The following is a 23,977-nucleotide window of genomic DNA, read 5'->3' as shown; positions in this document are numbered from 1 at the left end:
CGCTGTCGGCGACGCCCTTGGGGCCCAGTTGGGCGAGGTCTTTGGGGGTGGCCATCCGGCGGGCGGTCGCATCGACCTGGGTGCGGCGTCGGCTGCCCACCAGCGACGGCGGCCACAGCCTGAAACTCGGCAACGGCCAGGACACCGTGCAGTTCGATCATAACCTGAAACAGTTGCGCGAGCTGCGCGAAGCGCTCACCGTCACGATCACCGCCGACGACTTTGCCGACCTGCCCGGCGCCTACTGGCCCTGGGAGAACGACGACCGGTATATCGACTGGTCCGACTTCGAATACGAGGGTGGCTTCGACCTAGCCTCGATGATTCGCGCCTGACGTCGGTTCCTTTGGGCCGGCAGGTCCGATCACCGTTGATCGATGTGGTTTGGGTTCCGGGCATGGTGGTGGGCCGTCTGTCGCGGCGGCGGGCGTGGTCTCCTGGGGTCCTCCGGTCGTTGGGACAGCGGCTGTGCTGGTCAGTCTGGGGCGGGGATGGCCACGATCTGGTTGAACGCGGTGATGATCTGTTCGGCTCAGGGCCAGGTGTTGGGGATGCGCAGCCAGCGGCGGCGTTGCCCTCGCACGAGGCGGGCGGCGGTGTGCAGGATCTGGTAGCGCAGCCGTTTCGGCTCGGCTTTGGCCAGGTCGCCGTCGAAGGCGGTGAGCTGGAGCCAGGCGATCAGGTCGGCGGCGATCGCGGCAGAGCTGTGCACCAGGCGGCGTTGATGGCGAACTCGCGGGAGGGTAGCCGCCCCAGGCCGGTGTCCTTGGCGCAGCGGATCCGGTCCTCGGCGCGGGGCGTGGGCGCGGTGGCGGGCCTCCAGCCACTGCACACCGCCTGCACGGGCCTGGTCGCGCTGCTGGAAGAACCGCTGGGCGGCGGCGGCATCACGGCGCCCGGCCGGGTGGTGATCACCGTAATAGTGGGCAAGTCGCATACAACTATGCATATCGGGAGAGTCCTGCACGGTGCGTGGCCCGACGCGCGCAAGGTCGTACGATAGCCGGACACAGAGTGGTCGAGGTAGAACTGGGGCATATCCGCAGACGGGGGTATATGGATGACGCCGTGGCAGCCGCTACGGGACGTCGACCCGACGGAGTGCGGCGGCTTCCGACTTACCCACCTGCTCGGTGAAGGCGGATTCGGTACCGTCTTTCTCGGCTTTCGCCCGGACGTTTCCCATGCGGCTGCAGTCAAGATCTTCAAGTCAGAGTATGGGCAGTCGGACATATGGCGGCAGCGCTTTCGCCGCGAGATCAAGCTGATCGAAAAGATGGCAGGCGTTCACACTGCTGACCTACTCGCCGCCGGAGGGTCGGACAATCCTCCGTGGCTTGCCATGCGATACGTGCACGCGCCGCCGTTGCACCGACTGGTGCACCAGTACGGAGCGTTCGACGTGCTGCCGGCCTGGTGGTTGGCGACGGGTTTGGCTGAGGCGTTGGCCGAGATTCACGCCAAGGGGATCCTGCACCGCGACTTGAAACCGCAGAACATCCTGGTTGAGCAGACCGGACTGAAGATCATCGACTTCGGGATCTCTCGGTCGGTCAACGAGGACGGGATCACCGTCGAGCCGAGGTTCTTCGGCAGCGACCAGTATTGCGCGAACGAACATCTGCTTGACCCGCGAGCCGCGACGGAGAAGTCCGACGTCTTCGCCCTGGGCGTGGTGCTGGTGTGGGTGACCACGGGAAGGACACCGTTCCAGGCCTGCACGATCAGTGAGCGGCTGATGGGCATGCCGCCGGATCTGGACGGGGTGCCGGAGCCGCTCTACGAGCTGATCGAGTCCTGCCTGGCGAACGACCCGAAGAACCGCCCGACGGCGCTGACGGTGTTCCGCACCGCGCTGAATCATCTGACCGACTTCGCAGTCCCCCTGGCGAGTGTGGCCGGCCTGCCGTTACCGGCGGAGATACGCGACTATGTCGAGGACTGGGCGGCCGAGCCGATTCCCGAACTCGCGCTCGCCGCGACCGGCGGAGGCAACAGCACGGGATCTGAGCTGAGCGCGGGTGTGCCAAGATCCAAGACAGCTGGCTCGCCCCCGAAGCGGACAGACTTCAGCACTGACTGGGTCGCTCGTTGGCACAATGCGGCACGTCGGCGACGGGACAGTTACGGAAGGTAGCGAAATCGGGTGTTCGTGGACGGGAAAAGGAAATGAGCGAGTCTGTCGTCAGTGTGGCCCCGAACAACCCACCCCAGTTCGCCTCGGGAATGACGGTACTTGCCAGGGACGAGGAGTGGCTCGTCACCGAGGTCAGCCAGACCCGCGACGACGGAACCCGGCTGGTGGTGACCGGGACCTCCCCGCTGGTACGGGACCAGACAGCGATCTTCTTCCACCACCCGGAAGGACCCGGCCGGCTGGACCGGGTCGAGCCCCTGCTCGCCGAGGACACCCACCTCGTCCACGACACCTCGCCCGGCTTTCGGCGGTCTCGACTGTTCATCGAGGCGTTGCTACGGAAGACCCCTCTGCCGCAGGGCGAGCAACGGTTGGCCACCGCCGGCACGCACCTGGCCGACGACCTGCTGTATCAGCGGGAGCCGGCGAAGCGGGCGTTCATGAGCCTGCGGCCCCGGCTGCTAATCGCCGACGCGGTCGGACTCGGCAAGACCTTGGAGATCGGGCTGCTGCTGTCGGAGTTGATCCGGCGAGGGCGCGGAGATCGGATTCTTGTGGTGACGCCCCGGCACATCCTGGAGCAGTTTCAGCACGAGTTATGGACTCGCTTCGCGATCGGGCTGGTCCGGCTGGATTCGACCGGGGTGGCTCGAATGCAGCGCAAGCTCCCCGCCGGGCGGAACCCGTTCGACTACTACCAGCGGGTGATCGCATCGATCGACACGTTGAAGAGCGCCCGCTACCGGGAGCAGCTCCGTCGGGTGCAGTGGGACGCGGTCGTCATGGATGAGTCGCACAAGCTGATCAGCAAGACGGCGTTGAACAACCAGCTCGCCCGGGTGCTCGCGCCGACCACCCACGCGTTCATCCTGGCCTCGGCCACTCCGCACAACGGCGACGACGAGTCGTTCAACGAGCTGATCAGCCTGATCGAACCGACTGCCATCGTGGATCCCAAGAAGCGTGCCACTCGGGAGGAACTCCAAGACCTGTACGTGCGCCGGCACAAGATGAGCCCGGACGTGGCGGCCGAACTGGGCGCCGAATGGGCCGAGCGGGCCAAGCCGCAGTTCGTCGACTGCCTGGCAACCCCACCGGAGGAGGCGGTCCTCGACGAGCTTTACACCACCTGGATTGCTCCACCGGAGGGCCGGACCGCACCGGTTACCGGCCGGGGCAGCAGGTTGTTCCCGGTGAAGCTACTCAAGGAGTTCCTCTCCTCCCATGAAGCGCTGTTGAAGACCATCGACAACCGCCTCAAACGCCAGGGAACCGAGCCGAGGGATCCCCGTGAGGTGGAAGCTCTGCAGCGCCTCGCCGAACTCGCCGGGCGGATCACCGACGACGACGCCGCCAAGCTCACCGCGCTGGTTCAGGTTCTCCGACAGATCGGCATCGGCCCGAAGTCAGCGACTCGAGTGGTGGTCTTCTCCGAGCGCCGCGCCACGATTAACTGGCTTTACCGGCAGCTTCCGGCGCGCCTGGGGTTCATCCAGCAGGACCCGCCGGGGCAGGCCGAGGAAGGTGTCAGCGGGCCGGTGCGGATCCTGCACGGCAGCCAATCCGACGAAGCCCAGCAGCGCATCGTCAAGGACTTCGCGCTGGAGGGCAGCGACGTACGGGTCCTGCTCACCAGCGATATCGCCGCCGAAGGCGTCAACCTGCACCGCCAGTGCCATGAGCTGATCCACTACGATATCCCCTGGTCACTGATCACCATCGAGCAGCGGAACGGCCGGATCGACCGCTACGGCCAGCACATCTCACCGCAAATCCGGGTGCTGCTGCACCAGTCGGCCGACCCGGCTCACGCGGCCGACCAGTTGGTGTCGAAGAAGCTCACCGAGAAAGAGGACAACGCACACCGCACCCTTGGGGAAGCCGCCGCGCTGATGGGACTGCGCGACGAGGAGGCCGAGGAGATGAGTGTCGAGGAGGCATTCCTCGCGGGCCGCGATATCGACGACGTCGTGCCCGATCAGCCGCATGACGACGATGACATCTTCATGGCCGGCGGCGGGTTCGACGATGACGATGACGATGCCGACCGTCCCCCCGGCGGTCAGCCCGACGACACGGTCCGGCCACCGAGGCTGTTCGGGTCTACCCGTGAGTTCGTCGAGGACGCCTTCGCCGAGGCGTACGAGAATCCGGCCGAGGCGATCGGCCTGAGCTGGCTGGATCCCGCCGACTATCCCGATACCTTCGAGTTCGAGCTTAACCGCGACGGGCACCGCCTGAAGGACCTGCAGCGTCGGCTCACCGTCTTGCCTCAGCCATACCTGGACGAGCGGCGAATCTTGGAGCGAATGACACTCACGTTCTCGCCGGACCTCGCCAACGCCCGCCTGGAACTGGCCCGTAAGCACAGCGGTGAGCGGCCGAAACGCCGGGGCGCGGCGACTAGAGAGCAGAAGTACGCCGAGTCCGGCTGGCCGGACATGTCCTATCTCACCGACCAGCACCCGGTCACCGAGTGGCTGGTCGACAAGGTTCTCGCCCGCCGGTCGGCCGACACCACCCAAGCTCGGCGTCTCACCGCCCCGGTCATCGCTGCCGAGGTCACCGCGCCGGTCTTCCTGGTCAACGGCCGGTACTCCAACAAGCAAGGGAAGCCGACCGTGCTGGCCTGGCTGGCGCTGCATTACGAGCAGGACGCGATGCGCATCGACGAGCGGGAGTTCGTCCAAGTGCTGCACGACGCAAAGGTCGACCGGGAGATGCGGATGCGGGACGTCGGCGATCTCGCCGCCCTGCAGGCATTGGTCCCGCAGACCGTGGAGACCGCCCGCGCCGAGATGCGCAGGCGCCTGGACGACGAAGAAGACAGGCTGATGGCTCCCCTGATCGCGTACGACCAGCGACTCCAGGACTGGAAGCGCAAGACCGGTGCCCGCTACGAGCAGCTCACCCTCCTTCCCGCTGCCCGGAATCGGGCCGAGCAGCGAGTGCGGCACACGGTCACGAAGGTCAAGGAACTGATCGACGAGTTGTCCACCGCCGGCGAGCCGATGATCCGCGTCGTCGGCGTGCTCGTCCCCGAGCGGAGTGTGTGAGGCAAGCCATGGCATTCAACTCGATCACCAACAATGGCGAGTACATCTCCGATCACTACCTGGCCTCGCTGCTCAAATACGACCTCGAGGGGTTGCGGAAGCGCTGGAGCACGGCGCAGAAGGCCGCCGCCCTCAACGGGCTGCCCGCCGACGTGCCAGCCACCTCCGCCCACGGCATCAAGGCCCTGGGCCAGCGCTTCTACACCCGCCGCAACGAGATCACCGAGCAGCTCGGCGAAGCGCCCACGGTCGCCGTGCTCACCGACGCGCGGATCGTCGATCAGACCCGCGATCTCAACGATCTAATCCTGCGGGCACTTGCTTTCGACGCGCCCACCAGCGACACCACAACGGAGCTGCTGCGCCGGACCACGCTGGACGTGGTCCAGCTCGACCAACACCGGCAGGTCGAGGTCGCGCTCGCCGCCACCGGGCCCGGCGGCCTGGAACTCGTCGCGCTGGACGCCACCTGGGCTGAGAGCGCGGACGGCATCGTCGACACGACGGGCGGCTGCCGGCTGCTGTCCCCGATCAAGCTCGACGGCGGCGCCGAGATCGACCACGCGGGCAAGGCCGTCGAGTTCCTGTTTGCCGGCGAGGACCCGCCCCGCTATGTGCTGCTGCTGACCGGCAACGTCGTGCTGCTCGCCGACCGTAGCACCTGGCCCCGCAGCTACCTCGCGGTTAACCTGACCCAGGCGCTGCACACGAAGGACGACACCCCCGGCGGGGAACTGGAGACCATCGCCGCCCTCTTCGGCGCCGAATCGCTCATCACGTACGAGGGGCAGAACGCCCTCGCCGCGCTGGTCGATCAGGGATACAAGCACGCGGTCAAGGTATCCCGGGAGCTACGCGAGGCGCTGCGCCAGTCCGTCGAGCTGATTGCCCAGGAGATCCTCGACCGCATCCGCGAGCAGGGCGCCGACCCCGACGATCTGGGCGACAAGCTCGCCCGCAGGCTGACCGAGCAGTCGCTGCGCTACCTCTACCGGATCCTGTTCTTGCTCTACGCCGAGGCTCGCCCGGAGCTAGGCATCCTGCCCAGCAAGAACGAGGCATATCAGCAGGGGTACGGGCTGGCTCGGCTCGCCGACACGGTCAGCGTAGACCTGCCCGAGGAGGCCAAGGAGGGCCTCTATTTCCACCACTCGCTGAGCCTGCTCTTCACCCTCGTCGACGAGGGCCACCAGCACCGGCCGGCGGAAGTCGTCCTCGACGACGACGGCAACGAGATCGCCCTCGACACCGACGGCATCCGGTTCGAGGCGCTGAAATCGGAGCTGTTCTACCCCGACCGCACCGCGCTAATCGGTGAACGGGTGCGGGTCGGCCAGTGCACCGTCGACACCCGACTGCGCAACGAGTGCCTCTGGCAGGTGCTCAATCTGCTCATGCTGTCCCCGGAGCCGACCGGTCGCCGGGGCCGCGGACGATCCTCCGGCCAGCGGGGTTTCATCTCGTACGCGCAACTGGGCATCAACCAGCTCGGCGCCGTCTACGAAGGGCTGATGTCCTACAGCGGCTTCTTCGCCACCGAGGACGTCTATGAGGTCGCGAATACCGTCAAGGTCGCTGCGCGGACTGCCGACGGCGAGGAGAAGGAGAAGGCCGACCCGTCCAAGGGCACCTGGACCGTCCCGGTCGCCCGTTCCGGCGACTTCGACCCGAAGTACTTCGTGATGGACACCAAGCCGATCACCGGGGAATCCGGACGGGTCATCCATCGCAAGGGTTCCTTCGTGTACCGGCTGTCAGGACGTGAGCGGCAGCGATCCGCCTCGTACTACACACCCGAGGTCCTCACCCAGTGCACGGTCAGACACGCCCTCGCCGAGCTGCTGACGGAGCAGATCTCTGCCCGGGACATCCTCGACCTCACCATCTGTGAGCCGGCGCTGGGCTCCGGCGCATTCCTCAACGAGGCGATCAACCAACTCGCCGATGCCTACCTCGACCGTGCCCAGCACGAACGCGGCGAGAGGCTGCTGCCCGATCGGTTGGAGGTTGAACGGCAGAAGGTCAAGGCCTACCTGGCCCTGCACAACTGTTACGGCGTCGACCTCAACGCCACCGCGGTCGAGTTGGCTGAGGTCTCGATCTGGCTCAATGTCATGCACGCCAAGCTCGAGGCCCCCTGGTTCGGCCTGCACCTGCGCCGGGGTAACTCCCTGGTCGGGGCTCGCCGCGCGGTCTATCCCGCCGCGCTGCTGAGTCGCGGAGTCTGGCGCACCACCCCGCCCACCGACCGCTCGATGGCCTGCGACGCCAACGGCCGGGTCATCGACCGCCTCGCCGACGACGAGATCCACCACTTCCTGCTGCCGGCGCAGGGCTGGGGCGCCGTCGCCGACACGTCACAGGCGCGGGAGTTCGTCCCCGCCGAGCGTGCGGAACTGCGGATCTGGCGCCAGAAGATCCGCAACCTACCCAACGACAAGAAGACCAAGGACCGGCTTCTCGCCCTGGCCCAGCGAGTGGAGCGGCTCTGGGAACTGACCCGCAAGCGGATCGCCATCTCGGAGCAGGAGATCCGCCGTACGATCGACGTCTGGGGTGTGGACCCGGCGAGGCCGCTGCTGCGGCCGCCCTCCGGCGCTGTGGCCCGCGACGAGATCACCATGGCGCTCTACGCCGACCGCGAGTCCCCCTACAACCGGCTGAAAACCGTCATGGACGCCTGGTGTGCGCTGTGGTTCTGGCCGGTGGGCCAAGGAACCGAACGGATCTCCCCTCCCACGATCGACGAGTGGTTGTCATTCTGCGAAGCCGTGCTGGGGATCCAGCCCACCAAGGCGAAGTCGACCGGCAGGAAACTCGACAAGGGCGTCGACCGTGACGATGTGCTCGGCATCTTCGGTGTCGACTATGCCTTCGCTCAGATGGCGCTGGAAGAAGACCTCGACCGTTCCATCGCTCAGTGTGTGCCCGCGGGGCGGATCGCTGTCGACCACCGCTTCGGCTGGTGGGCAGTCCTCAATGAGATCGCTGAACGCGAGGGCTTCTTTCATTGGGAGCTCGAGTTCGCTCAGATCTTCGCCAAGGGCGGATTCGACCTTCAGGTGGGGAACCCGCCATGGGTGCGCCCGGAATGGAGCGCCGAGGAGGAGTTCGCCGAGTTCGACGCCTCGGCGATGTTCGGTTCCTCGAGCATCAGCAAGATCCGTGAGACGGTGCTCTCCCGCAGCGAGAATCTGCAGACCGTCTGTGATTCGTTTACCGGATTGGAGGTTGTTCGCGCTTATACGAGTGACCCGATCTACTACCCACAGCTGGGGAAGTCGGCCGCGAACCTGTACAAGAACTTCCTAATCAACATGAGGCGGGCCGTTAAGCGCAGCGGCGTGGTCGGCTTCGTGCATCCGCCCGGTCACATGACGGATGTCAAGTCGGTCGAACTGCGACGGTACCTCTACCCCCAGCTCGTCCGGCTCTGGAGCTTCACGAACCAACTCAAATTGTTCGAGGAGATCGGCAATACCCGGCCTTACGCGATCGCGGTGTACCGTCCGGGACGCGAAGGTCATATCGATTTCACGATGGCGACGGATCTGTTGGATCCCCGCACCCTCGAGGACAGCTTGTCGCTGAAGAAGGCCGGCGGTGGGAGCGTCGGTGAGCCCCCGGGTATGAAGCTGCCCGACGGGAAATGGGACCTTCGCCCGCACGCGACACGCATCGTCGAAGTCCGGGATGAGCAGCTCAGAGCTTGGTCGGTGTTCTCACATTCTGACGCATCATCCGCGGGGCTGCGTCTGATGCAGCCGCACACGACGATCGACGCCGGGGTGCTCGAACGGATGGCCGCCTGGCCGCACAAGCTGAGAGGTCTGTCCGTCCGGCTGTCGCCGGGCCTGATGGAGGGGGCGCTAGTCGACGCCGGCGTGCTTCGCAAGCAGGCCGGCTTCCCCTCCTCCCTCGGCCGGGTCTTTCTCCAGGGCGCGCACTTCAATGTCCATGATCCGTACTATCAGCAGACGCAGCCCGTCTACAAGAACCATCGAAGCTATGAGCGGGTGGTCGTAGCCGACATCCAGGGTCGGGGCGGGGTCAGGCGTACCACCTATCAATTCCACGAAGAGGACCTCGGGATGGAGGTGGGCGTCGGGGGATTCCGGGTGTTCTTCCTCCGCTGGGTCGACCTGAATGGTGAGCGGACCCTGCAGGCCGCGCTCATGCCACCGGGGCCGAGTCACTCCGACGTGATATCCGCGCTCTCGGGACCGGATGACGAACTCACGTTGTGTCTCGTTTCCCTCAACTCGGTCGTCCTGGACTACCTGGCCAAGTCCGGAAGTGATGTGGACGTTCGAGACGAGATCCTGTTCGGTCTGCCGGTGCCGCGATTCGGGGCGCTCTGGGGTGCGGTGACGCTTCGTGCCATGCGCTTGAACTGCCGTGGGCCGGAATATGCCGAGTATTGGAACAGGAACTACTCCTCCGGCTTCTTGAATGACACCTGGACTACCGAGAGCCTCGAACTCCTGCCCCTCGGGGAGGTCCGCGAGTCGTGGAGTCTGGAAACCCCACTAAATGACCCGGCGGCGCGAAGGCAAGCCCAGCTCGAGCTCGATGCGCTGGTGGCGCTCGGGTTCGGATTGTCCAGCGAGGAGCTCGAGATGCTCTATCGAAGCAAGTTCCCGGTCCTGGAGGAGAACGATCGCCGGTTCGTCTCCAGCATGGGGCAGGACTCCGCCGAATCCGAACTGACACGCATACGGCTGATGGGCTCCGCCCATCGCGAGTTCCAGCGCCGGCTGGACGCCGGAGAGTACCCGGATGTGATGCAGCCGTGATCCCATCGCTGGCGGTCGAGGACCTCAAGGGCAGCCTGGTCCAGTACCTGACCACCGCTTTCGCGCTGGCCGACGACGACGTGCACGACGTGTTGGAGTCATTCCTCAACGACGAGCGCACCGGCGTGTTCCGCGGGCCGTATCTGCGGGTGCGGCCGGGTTTCAAGCCAGCGGTCGGCACCTACCGCCGGGTCCTGGACTGGTTCCCGGACGGGTTGGAGCCGTTCCTGCACCAGGAGCGGGCGTGGATGCACCTGTCGTCGAAGGGGCAGCAGCCCAAGCCGACGATCGTGACCACCGGGACAGGCTCGGGCAAGACGGAGTCGTTCCTGGTGCCAGTGCTCGATCACTGCCGCCGGGCCCGTGCACAGGGGCAGCCCGGCGTGAAGGCGCTGCTGCTGTACCCGATGAATGCCCTCGCCGACGACCAGGCCCGGCGCATCGACGAGCTGCTGCGCGACGAGCCGGCGCTGCACGAGGTGACCGCAGGAATCTACATCGGTGGTGGCCATAAGGGCGATGACGACGAGGACAGCCCGGGCTCGTTCGGCCGTGAATTCGGGTCGTCCGCGTTGGACGACGACCCGTTGGTCAGCCGTGTGCTGCGGGATCGTGAGCAGATCCGGGAGAACCCGCCGGACATCCTGCTGACCAACTACAAGATGCTGGACCTGCTGCTGCAGCGGGTGCCGGATCTGCCGCTGTGGCAGGACCGGTCGCTGCGGTATGTGGTGCTGGACGAGTTCCACACCTACGACGGCGCGCAAGGCACGGACGTGGCGATGCTGTTGCGTCGGTTGGGGGCGGCAACGGGACTGGCCGAGCCGGGCAGACCGTTGGGGCAGATCACGCCGGTCGGGACGTCGGCAACTCTCGCCAGCGACGGGGCTGCTGACGCCGGGGTGGGTGAGCACTCGGCACAGGCGGATCAGAAAAAGTTGCTCGACTTCGCTACGCAGGTGTTCGGAGTCGAGTTCAACTCGGACTCTCTGGTCGGTGAGGACCGGCAGACGTCGGCGGAGTTCTGCGGAGAAATCGACTTCGAGCTGCCGTTCCCGACGCCGGAGCAGTTGGCGGGGATCCCTGATCCGTTGGGTGACCCGGCGGACCTTGACGAGGTGGCGCGAGCGACGGTCGGGATCGACGCGCGGGATCCAGTGGCTCTGGGTGAATTGCTGCGTCACCACATCCTGGTGAAGGCGTTGCTGGATTCGGCCGCAGAGGGGCCGTTGACGATCGAGCAGATTGCTAAGCCGTTCGCGGTGCACGGTGGTGGGCCGGCGTGGGCGCCGTCGCGGACGGATGCGCCGAAGCCGGCGTTCGCCCCAGCCTTGCTGCGGCTGCTGGCGCTCATCTCAGTCGCGCGTGTCGAGGATCGGAAGGGTCGGCTACGCCCGCTGTTGCGGGTGGAGGCTCAGTTGTGGGTGCGGGAGATCCGGCGGGTTATCCGGGCGGCCACCCATGAGCCGCACTTTCGCTGGTTCGACGATGACGGGCCAACCGGGGACAGCCATCCCAACTGGTTGAACCTGGCGGTCTATCGGCCGAAGGAGCACGATGCGGCGGCCGAGGACACCGACGCCGACACGTCGGCGCCGCCACCGGCCGCGCTGCGCTGTCACCTGCCGGCGGTGTATTGCCGCCATTGCGGGCAGTCGGGATGGGCTGCGTTGTCCAAGGATGCCGCGCTGGATTGGCGGGACTTGAAGACACGCCCGCTGGAGATCTACCGTGCCGCCGGGCGGCGGGAGAGCCGGGTCCGGTGGATGCTCCGTGCCGGCGAGCATGACCCGCTCGTGCAGCATCTCGACGCCGAAGGACGACAGTTACTCGCGAATCCGACCGACCGGACCGTACCGGTGACCACGGTGGTCGGAGCGGTTGAGCCGGGTAGCGGCGATACCTGCCCGGCTTGTGGTCTGGATGACGGGATGCGGTTCCTCGGCGCAGGAACGGCGACGTTGGCGTCGGTGACCACGACCCAACTCTTCTCCGAGCGACACCTGGCCGCCGGCGAGCGCAAACTGCTGGCCTTCACCGACGCGGTGCAGGACGCCACTCACCGAGCCGGGTTCATCGCGCATCGCTCGTTCGGGTTCACCTTCCGTGGGCTGTTGACGGCCAACGTGTCTGCCGACACGGCGGTGGCCGTACACGATCTGGCATTGGACGCCGCCGAGTCGGCGGTGAGTGAGCAAGCGGGAGCCTCTGATCGCGAGCGGTTGGCCTCGCTGGTCCCGCCGGACCTGCGAGAGGATCCGGACGTGCTGCGGTTGCTCGACGGTGAGCCGGTGACCAGCGCGATGGACATGTTGCAGGACCGGCTGGTGTTCCAGACTCAGTTGGAGTTCGGGCTGCGTTCCCGGATGGGACGGACCCTGGAGTTGACCCGCACCGTCGCCGTCGATGTTCAAATCCCGGATACCGACGTACTGGTGACCCAGTTGCGGGACGCGCACCAGCGCATCCCCGGCGCGGTGATGCTGCCAGCCGACGAGCGTGCCCATCTTGGGTACGCCCGAGGGCTGCTGGAGCGGATGCGGCTGATGGGTGCGATTTACCACCCATGGCTGAAGACGTACGTGGACCAGGCCGGCGTCCGTCGGTGGCCGATCTGGGGTGGGCGCCCGACCGGGATGCCCGCCTTCCCCCGAGGGCTGGCCGCACCGCGCTTCGTGATCAACGGTGGGCACGGGGAGACCGAGTTTGATGCGCTGGCCCGGGGGCGTACGGCGACCTGGTTGACCGACTGGGCACAGCGTAGCGGCGTCGCGGCTAGTGCGGAGGAGGCCGCGGCGTTGAACACGGCGGCGTTTCGAATCTTCACGCAGCAAGGTCTGGTCGCCACGTATCAGGCCGGTAATGGCGCTGTCGTGTACGCGCTGGTGCCGAGCCGGATCCAGGTGCATTCGCTGGTGCACGGCAAGGCCGCCGAGGAGGTGGCAGAGTACGGGGTGCGGTGTTCGGAGTGCACCTGGCGGCAGACCGTGGCCCCCGGGCTGTTGGATGCCTGGGTGGGGGTGCGGTGCCTGCGGTTCCGGTGCACCGGTTTGTTTGTCCAGGATGTACGAAACCGGGCGGGTGAGGACTTCTATCGGCGACTCTACTACCGGGACCGACCCGGAGACGTGCTCACCGCCGAGCACACTGGTGCGTTGAGCAAGCCGAAGCGGCAACGGGTCGAGCGGGCCTTCAAGCACCGCACCCACCCCTTCGACCCGAACGTGCTCACGTGCACACCCACGCTTGAGCTGGGCATCGACATCGGCGACCTGTCGGCGGTCCTGCTGACCTCGATGCCACCGGGCCCGGCGCACTACGCCCAGCGGATCGGACGAGCCGGGCGGGCCACCGGCAACGCGTTGGTCATGGCGTTCGTGCCGCGGCGGGCCCGCAACCAGTACTTCCTCCATCGGCCGACGGCTATGCTGGCCGGCCGGATCGTGCCGCCGGCTTGTTACCTGGACGCGGTGGAGATCCTGCGCCGGCATTACCTGGCGTACCTGTTCGACCGGGCGGCCGACCGCTCGCTGTGGGAGGGTACTGCCGCTCCGAGCGCGCCGATGCCCCGGTGGATCGGAGAGCTGTTCCAGTCCGGCCTGGACGACGCGGGTGGGTGGCTACGGCGGCTGCTGGAGGTGTCCCGCAGCCGGCACGATGTGCTGTTGGCCAGGTTCATCGCGCTGTTTCCCGGGATCGGCGACGACGCCCGGGATTCCGTCGAGGACTTTGCGCGGCAGGACATCGAGACCGAGGTCGGTAAGGCGGTCAGCGCATGGCGGCGGCGGCGAGCGGAGCTGCAAGAACGGCTCGCCAGCATCAACTCCGCGTTCGACGCGATCCCGATCGAGACCACCGACACCGAGCGCCGTGACAACAGGCGGGCCCTGTTTGCCGAGCTAAAGGCGGTTCGCCGCCGGTTGGATGGCCTGGTCAAGGAGAACTCGGTCAACGCACTGGTGCGCTTGGGGTTGCTGCCCAACTACACGCTGCACGACGACCCGACATGGCTTGACGCTGCGCTGTGGTGGAAGGACCCTGACGGGGAGTTCCAGGAGACAACGTTCGAGTACGGGCGCGGCGCGGGCCTGGCCTTGACCGAACTGGCGCCGGGCAACACGTTCCATGCCGACCGTTCGAAGTATGTGGTCGACGGCCTCGATGTCGGCACCCCGGCTCGGGCCGCGTACACGACGTGGCGGTTTTGCCGGGCCTGCGGGTATGTACTGACCGAAGGTGCCGAGGTGGTGCTGCAGCGCTGCCCACGGTGTAAGGACGGTGGGATAGCCGACCCGGCTGCCTCGTCCCGCCAGGTGCTGGTGCCCGAACGTACTCGGGCTCGAGAACGCCGGGAGGACGCGCGAATCACCGACGACCGCGACGAGCGTGACCAGCGGCGGTACGTGACGGAGACGTTGGTGGACATCGACCCGCAGCAACCGCACGGGCTGCGGGCATGGCGTAACGCCGACCGGTTCTTCGGGGTGGAGTTCGCCCGGGAGGCCGTGATTCGAAAGATCAACTTTGGACCCGACGGTGTGCCCGGCCCGGACTTCGACGTAGCCGGAGAGACGGTGAAGACGCCCGGTTTCCAGGTGTGCAGGCTTTGCGGCGCGGTTCAGGGGGTGCACCCTCAGGCGTACGACCGGCAGGCCCGTCGGATTGGCACTCGGCATGCGCTGTGGTGCACCCAGCGTCCGCTCGGTGTGCACAAGGAGGAAACTACCTCCCTGATCACCGGTCACGAGCTGCGCACCCACGCACTGCGCCTGTTGCTTCCGTTCTCTACGACACTGGTGCCCAAGCGGGCAGTTTCCTTCCAGGCCGCGTTGATGCTGGGGATCACCAAGTATTTCGGCGGCGAACCGGATCACATCCGGGCGGTGACGGCCACCATGCCCGGCGACGACCGGGATACCCCTCGACGGTTCCTCGTGCTGCACGACACCATGCCCGGCGGCACCGGCTACCTTGAAAACCTTGCAGATCCGAAGGCGATGGAGCAGGTGCTGCGCTTGGCCCTGGCCCACGTGCAGGCCTGCCCCTGCGGCAAGGAGGATCGCCAGCCCTGCCACCGCTGCATGCTGCCGTTCGTCCCCTCCAGCCAGCACGAACTGGTCTCCAAGGAAACCGCGATCGAGCTGCTCTCCGACATCCTGGAGGGCTGGCACCCCCAGAGGATCAAGACGCTTGCTGACATCCAGATCCACGCCCTGGCCGACAGCGAGCTGGAGCGACTGTTCGTCGAAACGCTGCGGGCCAAGGCCGACAAGGCCCAGGACGACGAGGCAGCCCGAGACCGGTTCTCCCTGGCGCCCCGCGCTGGCTCCAGGGGCGTGGAGTTCGAACTGAAGCTCAAGCCTGCCGACGGACCCGCAGTGCGTTGGCGGATGCGCGACCACGTTGTGCAGGCCGGCGCGGTCCGCAGCGAACCCGACTATCTGCTCAGCGCCGATAACGGGGCGAAGATCGCCATCTTCCTCGACGGCTACGCCTTCCACGCCAGTGCAGAGAACAACGAGATCGCCGCCGACGCGGCCAAACGCTCATCCCTGCGTGACGACGGCATCTGGGTCTGGCAGCTCACCTGGGACGACGTGCGGTCCTGGGCCGCGTGTGTCGAGCAGAACCTCGACACCCATGCGTCCCGCCCGATCCTGCTGACCGACCAGGGCCTGGCCAAGGCCCGCGACCACTACTTCACCAATACACTGAAGGACAATCACGCCGCTGGACCGCTGGACGGCGCCCTGGCCAACCCGGTTGAGGCCCTGCTGGCGTTCCTCGAGCGCCCCGATCCGGAGATCTGGGCGCGGCGCGCGGTGTCGCTGCTGACCGGGCTGGCCACCACGGGAAAGGCTGGTCCGGTAGACCGCACTGCGATCGCCGACCAGCTTCCCTCCATCGTCACCGGGACAACGCGAATGCCCACCGCATCGGGAAAGCCGGCCGAAGCGGCGGCGCTGGTGGCTGCCAGCCCGGCTGGCTGCCGCATCGTGGGTATCCGCGACAACCGCGCCACCCCGGCGGGGAAGGCCGATCCAATGGCCTGGTCGGTCTTCACCTGTCTCGACGACCGTCCGGAAGCGCTGAGCGACCAGGAGCACCGGGCCCGCTGGGCGCAGTGGCTGGCCTGGTCGAACCTGTTGCAGTTCCTTACTGGGCCGAGCCGCTTCTTCGAACAGACCGCATGGTCGCAGGTCGCGCTGCTCGACCCGCACCGGGTGCCGGTACTCGCCTCGGCACAGTCCGTCGCGGCCGAGCCGATCCTGCCAGCAGCCTGGGCTGAGGCGATCGACCTCTCCTCGCCGCAGGTGAGGTGGCTGCTGAAGGCGCTTGCCCACGCGCACGCACCACTGCCGCAAGTCGGCTACGAACTCGGTGACGAGGCATGGTCGGTGGAGTTGGCTTGGCCCAGCGCCCGCTTTGCAGTGGTTATCGATGACAGCATCGACCGGGATGACGCCTACCTCGCAGCCGGCTGGCACTTGCAGCGTGCCGACAAAGACAATGCGATACCTGAGGTCACTGATTTGATCAGGAAGTTGGAGGCAGCGCGTGGCTAAGGTCAACGTCCTGTTCGCGGATACCTTCGACAAGGCGTACCAGAGCCTCGATGCGACTATTCAACGCCGAGTGGTCGACTTCATGCTGAAACTCCGCAAGGGCCCCGATGCCTCCGGGCTAAACCTCAAACAGCCGCACGGCGCTCAGGACAAGCGCGTCTGGACCGCGCGAGTCAACGACAACTTCCGAGCCGTGCTCTGGCGACCCGACCGCACAACCTTCTACCTGGCCAGTATCAAGCCGCATGACGACGCGTACACCTACGCCGCACAAACCGTATGGAACGTCAACAAAGTCACCGGCGGGGTTGAGTTCTACCACCACGGCGCGATCCAAGAAATTCTGCTGCGGACAGGTGACAGCCTGCCCACCGAACACAGCAAAGCTGGCTTCTTCGACGGGGTCTCCGACGCCGACTTCGTGCGGCTCGGCATCGCGCCGGCGCTCGTTCCGACGCTTCGCGAGATTCGTAGCGAAGACGCCCTGCTGGGTATCGCTGAGCAGATCCCCAAACTCGCCAGTCAGGTCATTCTCGCGCTTGCCGACGGCAAGACCACCGACGAGGTGTGGGAAGAGATCGTCACCCAGTCCAAGGCCGAGGGCGACGTCGACCCCGAAGACGTGTCTGCTGCGGTCGACCGGCCGGCCACCAGAGAGTCGTTCGCTGTGGTCACCGACGACTCACAGGAGCTGGAGCGGATGCTCCTCAAGCCTATGTCTGAGTGGCGGATCTTCCTGCACCCCCAGCAGCGCCGGCTTGCCTACCGCACCAGGCCTTACAACGGGCCAGCTCGCGTCTCCGGCGGCCCCGGCACCGGCAAGACCGTCGTCGCACTGCACCGGGTCAAGGCTCTCGCAGCCGGCCTACCTGCTGATCCCGACCGGAAGATCCTGTTGACGACGTACACCAACGCCTTGTCCGACCTACTTCAACGACTCCTCGATGATCTTGGTGGTCCGGAACTGACTGCCAAAGTCGACGTGCTCAACATCGACAAGGTCGTCCGCGACATCCTGCGTGGGGACACCGAAGCCCGGTGGGCCAACGTGGAAGTGCTCGGCGATGCCGCCATCGCTGCCCGCTGGGAGGATGTGATCACCGAGCTGTCCACGAACGACTCACTCGACCGACCTTTCATGATCAGTGAATGGGAGCAGGTCGTCCTCGCTCAGAACATTCGGACCCGAGAGGAATACTTCGCCGCCCGCCGTTCTGGACGAGGGCGCCGCCTGACCCGCTCCGAGCGGGCCACCATTTGGGCGTTCATCCAGGAATTCGAGCGTCGTTTGGACCGCGACAAGGCACTCGGCTTCAAACAGGCCGCTGTCCGCGCCGGGGACATCACAGCCACCTGGACCGACGTCGACCGGCCATACCGGCATGTCGTCGTCGACGAGGCCCAAGACCTGCACGCCGCCCACTGGAACGTGCTCCGCGCCCTCGCCCCAATTGCTGCCGATGACATGTTCATCGTCGGTGATACCTTCCAGCGCATTTACGACAACCGAGTAACCCTCGGCAAGCTCGGCATCGACATCCGCGGCCGGTCCCATCGACTGACCTTGAACTACCGCACCACCCGACAGATCCTCCACGCAGCGATCAACGTCATCGATCCCCACAACCCTGATGGCTACGATGACCTCGACGGCGGTTCCGATAGTCTGCGTGGCTACCGCTCCATCTTGCGCGGCGGTAAACCCGAGGTCGTCGGATACGCCTCACCTGCGGCGGAAATAGCTGCCCTGGCTCGCCGTATCCACAGATGGCACGACGGCGGTATCCCGCTGGACGAGATCGCCGTCATCGCGCGTACCAATACCGTCGCCACTGCTGCGGTGACCGCGCTACAAGCCGGCGGGTTGACCGCAACTCTGGCCAAGTCCGGGCAGATTTCCAAGCCGGAGGCGGGCGTCCAAGCGATGACCATGCACCGCGCAAAGGGGCTGGAATTCCGTGCCGTCGCGATCATCGGCGCCGGCGCCCGCTACCTCCCCCTGCCCGCCGCAGTCACCTCGGAAGAGGCAGACCACCTCGACCACCAGCGGGACATCCAGCGCGAACGTTCGCTGCTGTTCGTCTCGGCAACCCGGGCGCGTGAAGCGCTTTCCATTACATGGTCTGGCAAACCCAGCCAGTTCCTTGCCGGATTTGTCGGCAAGGCCTCATGAGCTCATACCGTACTGCCGATCGCCTCGTAAGCTGATCAAACGTCCCGACACAGAGGCTCGCCGCTTGGGATGCCCGCGTACACCCCGGCCGGCGTTATCGGACGACCTTCGCTCGCGAGCGCTGACAAGGGGCGCAAGGTCCTGGGCAGCCTCTCATTTCATCAGCGTGACCACTGGGTGCCGAGCCTTGTAGCAAGGGTCTACGCTTGAGGAGGATCGATAGGATGGGCGGGCCGCGAACCGACGGACCTCCCAAGACTTATCGGCCGAGGTCGGAGTTGAGGTACTGCGTCGTAGTCCACGCGATCACCACCAGGTCGCGAATGTGCTTCCATCCAGTACCACACCAAAGGGACGTCTCGTAACTGGGTGAAGGCGTTGGCTGGTGCGGCGTCTGTGGTCACCAGGTCAGGGCAATGTTGTGGAGGTTGGCGATGCCGGACGCGGCGGCGGTCAGAGTGCGGGCGGCGCGGCGGTAGTCGCGAAGGATCTTCCAGTTCTTCATCCTGGCCAGGGTGTGTTCGACCTGCGCTCGGACGGTGCGGTGCTGGGCGTTCAGGTCCTGCTTCCAGGCCGGTAGTGGGCTGCCGTCGCGGTTCTTGCGGTAGGGGATGATTACCTCGGGGTTGCCGCGGTAGCCGCCGTCGGCCATGACGGGCCGTCCGGCCAACTTCTGCTCGATGCCGGAGGTGCGGTAGACGATCGTGTCGTTGCGGTTGCCCGGCTGGGGGTCGCCGACGCCGATGACCAGGCGCGTGCTGGCGTCGATGGCCACTTGCAGGTTCGTCGAGTACCGGTAGTTCTTGCTCGGCGCCGCGAGGCGGTGGTCCCGCGTCGGGATGAGGGTGCCGTCGACGATGGCGATCTGGTCGACCGGCCGGCGGCGCACAGGTGCGAGAACCAGAAGCGGGCCGAGTGTGTCGATGACTCGGTGCGCGGCGGAATGCGACACTCCGAACAGCGGGCCGATCTGCCGCATGGTCAGGTTCGTGCGCCAGTAGACGGCGACCAACAGCACCCGGTCGGGAAGATCGAGGGCCCACTGTCGGCCCGGCCGGCCGTCAGCGATGCCGTCCCCGCCACGCTCGGCGACGAGACGGACCAACCTACGGAACTGGGCGGGGGTCAGCCCAGTGAACGGGAAGATCCACTCCTGGCGGGCTGCGGAGATCACCTGCACCCACGCATCCTCGATGATCGTCCTTAGCGGACAGACGCTGGGGTCACGAGGAGTGCACGTCTATCAGAGAGGACGACGTGAGCAGCCAGTACATCGTCATCACCGGAGGACCCGGAGCCGGCAAGACCACGCTGATCGACAGCCTGCGGCGCGCCGGCTACGCCTGCGTCGACGAAGCGGGACGACAGATCATCCAGGACCAGCTGTCGATCGGCGGCCAGGCGCTGCACACCGGCGACTCACGACTGTTCGCCGAGATCATGCTCAGCTGGGAGATCCGCTCCTACCGCCAAGCCAGCCCGCATCCCGGGCCCGTCTTCTTCGACCGAGGGATCCCGGACATGGTCGGCTACTACCTCCTACTCGGCCAGCCCGTTCCCGCCCACGTGACAGCCGCAGCGCAGCTGTTCCGCTACCACCAGCGTGTGTTCATCGCCCCGCCCTGGCCGCAGATCTACACCACTGACAGCGAACGACACCAAGACTTCGCCGAAGCCGTCCGTACCCACGACGCCATGGTTACTGCCTACACCCACCACGGCTACGAGCTCAGTACCCTGCCGCGCAGCGATGTCGCCTCCCGCGTCGAGTTCGTCCGGCAATACGCAGCAGCCATCGATCACGGATCTCCCGGATCACCTCGCCCAAGCTGCCCCGAGTTACGGGACGTCCCTAAGGCAAGCCGGGCGGCGCGCTGCACCGATGCCTTGCCGGTCATCGGTTCGAGGAGTTCCACGACATGGACGTAGAACTGCCAAGTGGTCAGGATCCGTTTAGCCTCGCGGACGGATAGCTGTGGAAGGGCGGCCACCCGCTCCGCCAGAAGCGCCCGCACATCATCGTCGAGTTCCAGGGTTCGAACAATCGTCGCCGTGACGAGGGCGGTCGCGGGCGTAGCGCGGGCTGCGGCGGCCCCGGTTATCGGATCGGGCGCGGACGGACCCTGCGGAATCTCCTGGACCGGATCCGTTGCCCCGTATTGTCGGTCGGCCATGGCGACAGGCGGCTGGTCGCCCACACTTTCGGTCTCAAGCAGGCTGGCGAGGACTGAGGGCACGAGGTCGTCCGGGATACCGGGAACTGGGACCTGCAGCTGGATCAGCTTGCGCAAATAGCTCCATCCCACGGAGGGGTCTGCGTCGCTGCGGATCTGCTTCTGATTGGCCATGGCGCTATAGGTGTCGTCGAGGTGGGCGACCACAGGGGGTGTTGTCCATCCCGGCTTCGACCCTTCGCTTCCGCGGCGACTCGTCGTGGCCACCACCGGGCGGCTCAAGGGCGGCGCAGGTGTGGAGTTCCAGAGCTACAACGAGTACCACCAGAACCGCGGCGAGAGCCCCGCCGAGCTCTGGGACGTCGACTGGCTAGTACCAGGGCTCGTGCAGGTTCTTGTCGAGGGTGTACCGGCGCTAGACCGCGCCCGCACGCTTGAGATGCTCGGCAGGCTCGGATGCGGGAGTGGCGACAGAGCCGAGCTACGGAAGGTTTCCCAAGGCTGGTTCCGGGACGGCCTGACAAACAAGGAGCGCTGGAGTCACGTGCTCGGCGCCGCGTTCTTGGCGAAGGAAGCCGCCGATCGTGGTCGGGAGGACCTGGCGTGCCAGGTCGCCTTTCTTCTCATTCGTGCGGCCTGGGAGACCCCCGTCCTTGACGAGGGCCAGAGGGCAGCCGAGCTCGATGTCGCCAGGCGCCTGTTCTCGGCGCACGCCGAAACCTTCTGGGAGACCGTCCGGAAGCTTGACCCTCTCCACGTGACCTTTGAGAGCAACTCCGGCATCGACCTCTTCGTCGTGCACAACGTCAAGGTCGCACGGCTCTGCGAGTGCCTGGCCCTGCTAGGCATCTGGCGGTTGTTACAAGGTGACGATGCTGGCGCCGCCGAGCTCGGCGAGTACGTTGCCGACGTCGTCGCGGCGACCACTGGCTGCGCGCACCCGGCCTCAGACGAATGGTCGTTCTCGCTGCTGTGCACAGGCCTGTTCCTCGCCATGACCGGCCGGCGAGACGCCGCCGGGGCGCTTCTCGAGCAGGCAGCCGTCTGGTTACTCGACAAGATCGAGTATGGCAGCGGGATCGCAGGCGTCGGCGCGTCGCCGCATGACGCTGTCCGGCAGTTGCTCGGGCCGCCGTACTCCCACCTTGATGTGCCTCGTGAGCCCGCCGCGTACGGCTTCGCCGTCGCCCTTGACCTCGCCCACGTCCCAGGGCGGAACCATCTGTACGGCAACCTGGTCAACGACCTCGAAGCTCTGAGCGCCATGGCGACGCTCGTCGTCGAGCAACAAACGGGGATCGCCCAGCTCGTGGCGCGAGCTGACTACGCGAGCGTTGTCGGTCTGCCCGCCGCGCACCATGCCATACCGATCGACGCGTTGCCCGCCGCCCGTGAAGGTGCCTACTTCGACTGTCTCGCCGGGTGGGCGACGACGCGCGACCGCCACCTGCCGTCGATGCTGCGCCAATTGTGCGGCCCCAACGACCCGGAGGAACGGGCGGGCGCCTCGACGGCGGCAGACGTCCGGCCACGGATGGACAGCAGCAGTAGGAAGTCCGTGCGCTGACGGGCCAAGACAGTGCCGGCCGCTCCCCTGTTGGTTGCCAACGAATCCTTCGACTCGACGGCGCTTTTCCGTGGCTACCGGAGCCGAGTGTCCTACGACAACTCGATACGACCCATTAGGCGGAGTGGGAGGTGCGGCCGGACTGGTAGGGGCGACCGCGGACGCCGCCTGAGCGGCGGTAGGAGACGGAGCCGCCGCCGTTGGCCGCAGCCGGCAGGTCGGCGGGACGGTCGAGGCCCATCGCGGCCCGGCGTACCACCTCGCGCTGGGCCGCCAGCCGGCGTTGCGCCTCCCGGCGGGCCGCCGCCCGCCGGGCCTGCTCCCGCCGCACCTCAGCCTGACGGGCGGCCAGCCAGGCCGCCTCTCGAACCTCCGACCGTCGCCGCCGCCGTTGAGCCAACGCCCGCCCCCGCAGGTGTGCGACGTACACCACGAGCAGGGTGACGGTGGCCGAGAAGCTGATCCAGAACCCGGGGCTGACCACGATCACGCCGATCAGCTCGACGAAGTTGAGCAGCAGCAGGGCAGCCAGCACCCGGCGCCGCCGGTAGATCGCCGGGGTGTGGTGCCGGCGCTTGGGCGATGGCCGGCGGCGGGACCGCTTCGGGGCCGGCGGCACGGCGCGCAGCCGACTCGGCCGGCGGGCTGCGGGCGGCCCGGACACCGGCGCCGCCAGACGCCCCGTCGCGGAGTCTTCAGTCAACGTGACGATGAGGGCACGGGACGGGTTGACCGGCCGTCGGCGCGGGACCGTACGACGCCGTCGGCGGCGCTCGAGTACCCGCGCCGTCGACTGCGCCCGCTCCGCCACCAGCCGCTCGGTGGCGTCATACCGGCGAACCAGCGCCGGGGCCAGAGCGAGCAGGCCGGCAGCGGCGAGGACGGCAAGGAGCACCGAGGTCGGCACCCTCACCCCTCCCGTCACCGAATTCGGAGCAACCACCACCCCACCGCAGGATCTTCCGCCGAACAGCTCGGCTGCGTGGATCGGCCGGACGGGCAGCGCCTGCCGCAGCTTGCAGTTACTTGAGGTTACGGCGCACCGGCGGCGATGCCGCCACGCCGCGCCGATCCCGCCCGTGGGACGGCTCACCGCCCGGCGGCACGCACCCGATGCCAACGGGCCACCCTCGGCGGCGATCTCCTCACAGGTCATCGCTTATCGAATGTGGTCCAGCCACGCACCGTCAATGTGCATGTAGCGCACGTGGTACGCGTCCTCGCGGAAACCCAGCTTCTTCACCACCCGCCGAGGCGGCCGGTTCTCCGGCCGGATGTCGACCTCGACCAGGTGCAACCCGGCCGGCTCGAACGCCTGGTCCACCGCAAGGACCGCCGTTGATCAACGGGCTGATCGATGTGCCGGCTGCCGCCACGCGCCTCGTGCGCGACGGGTTGGGTTAACTAGTAGGCCGCCTTCGCCGCTATCGCCATCACCGCCGAGGACGAGTACGGCTTACGCGGGAAAGGCTTGCTAGGTCAACGGGATCGCTGGGCGGATCCGCATG

At 66.7% G+C, this 23,977-nt stretch carries 10 protein-coding genes and 2 pseudogenes; 8 read left to right on the top strand and 4 right to left on the bottom strand.

Annotated elements, in window-relative coordinates; translation table 11 throughout:
* The first annotated feature begins 47 nt into the window (after window positions 1-47).
* Complete coding sequence (locus ACTMSW_RS18915) at window positions 48-335, top strand: hypothetical protein (RefSeq protein WP_441181940.1); 288 nt, start codon at window positions 48-50, stop codon at window positions 333-335.
* Between the two features lie 197 nt (window positions 336-532).
* Here ACTMSW_RS18915 and ACTMSW_RS18910 read toward each other — a convergent pair.
* Window positions 533-895, bottom strand: a pseudogene (locus ACTMSW_RS18910) (transposase); the annotation flags it as partial.
* A 165-nt stretch (window positions 896-1,060) separates the two neighbouring features.
* Between ACTMSW_RS18910 and ACTMSW_RS18905 the strand changes: the two are divergent.
* From ACTMSW_RS18905 to ACTMSW_RS18885, 5 genes are read left to right on the top strand one after another with little or no spacing between them, the layout of a single operon-like run.
* A complete protein-coding gene (locus ACTMSW_RS18905) occupies window positions 1,061-2,137 on the top strand; it encodes a serine/threonine protein kinase (RefSeq protein WP_441181939.1) in 1,077 nt (358 codons plus the stop codon).
* A 32-nt stretch (window positions 2,138-2,169) separates the two neighbouring features.
* Window positions 2,170-5,193 (top strand): helicase-related protein, encoded by a 3,024-nt coding sequence (locus ACTMSW_RS18900; protein ID WP_441181938.1) that lies wholly within the window; start codon window positions 2,170-2,172, stop codon window positions 5,191-5,193.
* Window positions 5,194-5,201: 8 nt separating this feature from the next.
* Window positions 5,202-9,989, top strand: coding sequence for an Eco57I restriction-modification methylase domain-containing protein (locus tag ACTMSW_RS18895; RefSeq protein ID WP_441181937.1), 4,788 nt, complete (start codon window positions 5,202-5,204; stop codon window positions 9,987-9,989).
* The gene (locus tag ACTMSW_RS18890) at window positions 9,986-16,555 is read left to right on the top strand and encodes a DEAD/DEAH box helicase (protein WP_441181936.1); all 6,570 of its coding nucleotides are present in this window, start codon (window positions 9,986-9,988) and stop codon (window positions 16,553-16,555) included. Before ACTMSW_RS18895 ends, ACTMSW_RS18890 begins: the two co-directional genes overlap by 4 nt.
* Window positions 16,548-18,728: a UvrD-helicase domain-containing protein gene (locus ACTMSW_RS18885; RefSeq protein WP_441181935.1), complete on the top strand. Its 2,181-nt coding sequence runs from the start codon at window positions 16,548-16,550 to the stop codon at window positions 18,726-18,728. Before ACTMSW_RS18890 ends, ACTMSW_RS18885 begins: the two co-directional genes overlap by 8 nt.
* Window positions 18,729-19,128: 400 nt before the next feature.
* Here the strand turns inward: ACTMSW_RS18885 and ACTMSW_RS18880 are convergent, their stop codons facing one another.
* Complete coding sequence (locus ACTMSW_RS18880; RefSeq protein WP_441181934.1) at window positions 19,129-19,908, bottom strand: transposase family protein; 780 nt, start codon at window positions 19,906-19,908, stop codon at window positions 19,129-19,131.
* 77 nt (window positions 19,909-19,985) lie between these two features.
* Here ACTMSW_RS18880 and ACTMSW_RS18875 point away from each other — a divergent pair, with 77 nt between their 5' ends.
* Window positions 19,986-20,657, top strand: coding sequence for an AAA family ATPase (locus tag ACTMSW_RS18875; protein WP_441181933.1), 672 nt, complete (start codon window positions 19,986-19,988; stop codon window positions 20,655-20,657).
* Window positions 20,658-21,161: 504 nt separating this feature from the next.
* Window positions 21,162-22,469, top strand: a complete 1,308-nt coding sequence (locus ACTMSW_RS18870; protein WP_441181932.1) for a hypothetical protein — start codon at window positions 21,162-21,164, stop codon at window positions 22,467-22,469.
* Window positions 22,470-22,584: 115 nt separating this feature from the next.
* On the opposite strand, the gene sepX is transcribed toward ACTMSW_RS18870, so the two are convergent.
* On the bottom strand, window positions 22,585-23,382 hold the full coding sequence (gene sepX / locus ACTMSW_RS18865) for a divisome protein SepX/GlpR (RefSeq protein WP_441181931.1): 798 nt from the start codon (window positions 23,380-23,382) through the stop codon (window positions 22,585-22,587).
* Between the two features lie 249 nt (window positions 23,383-23,631).
* A pseudogene (locus ACTMSW_RS18860) lies at window positions 23,632-23,808 on the bottom strand (GNAT family N-acetyltransferase); the annotation flags it as partial.
* Window positions 23,809-23,977: the final 169 nt, after the last annotated feature.

The organism is Micromonospora sp. BQ11, assembly GCF_052068135.1.
Taxonomy (GTDB): Bacteria; Actinomycetota; Actinomycetes; order Mycobacteriales; family Micromonosporaceae; genus Micromonospora.
This window is presented reverse-complemented; position numbering and strand designations above follow the sequence as displayed.

What these genes read in the sequence shown, in the direction of transcription:
- ACTMSW_RS18900 (WP_441181938.1), top strand. Translation starts at nt 2,170, where the DNA reads ATGAGCGAGTCTGTCGTCAGTGTGGCCCCGAACAACCCACCCCAGTTC.
- ACTMSW_RS18895 (WP_441181937.1), top strand. Translation starts at nt 5,202, where the DNA reads ATGGCATTCAACTCGATCACCAACAATGGCGAGTACATCTCCGATCAC.
- ACTMSW_RS18905 (WP_441181939.1), top strand. Translation starts at nt 1,061, where the DNA reads ATGACGCCGTGGCAGCCGCTACGGGACGTCGACCCGACGGAGTGCGGC.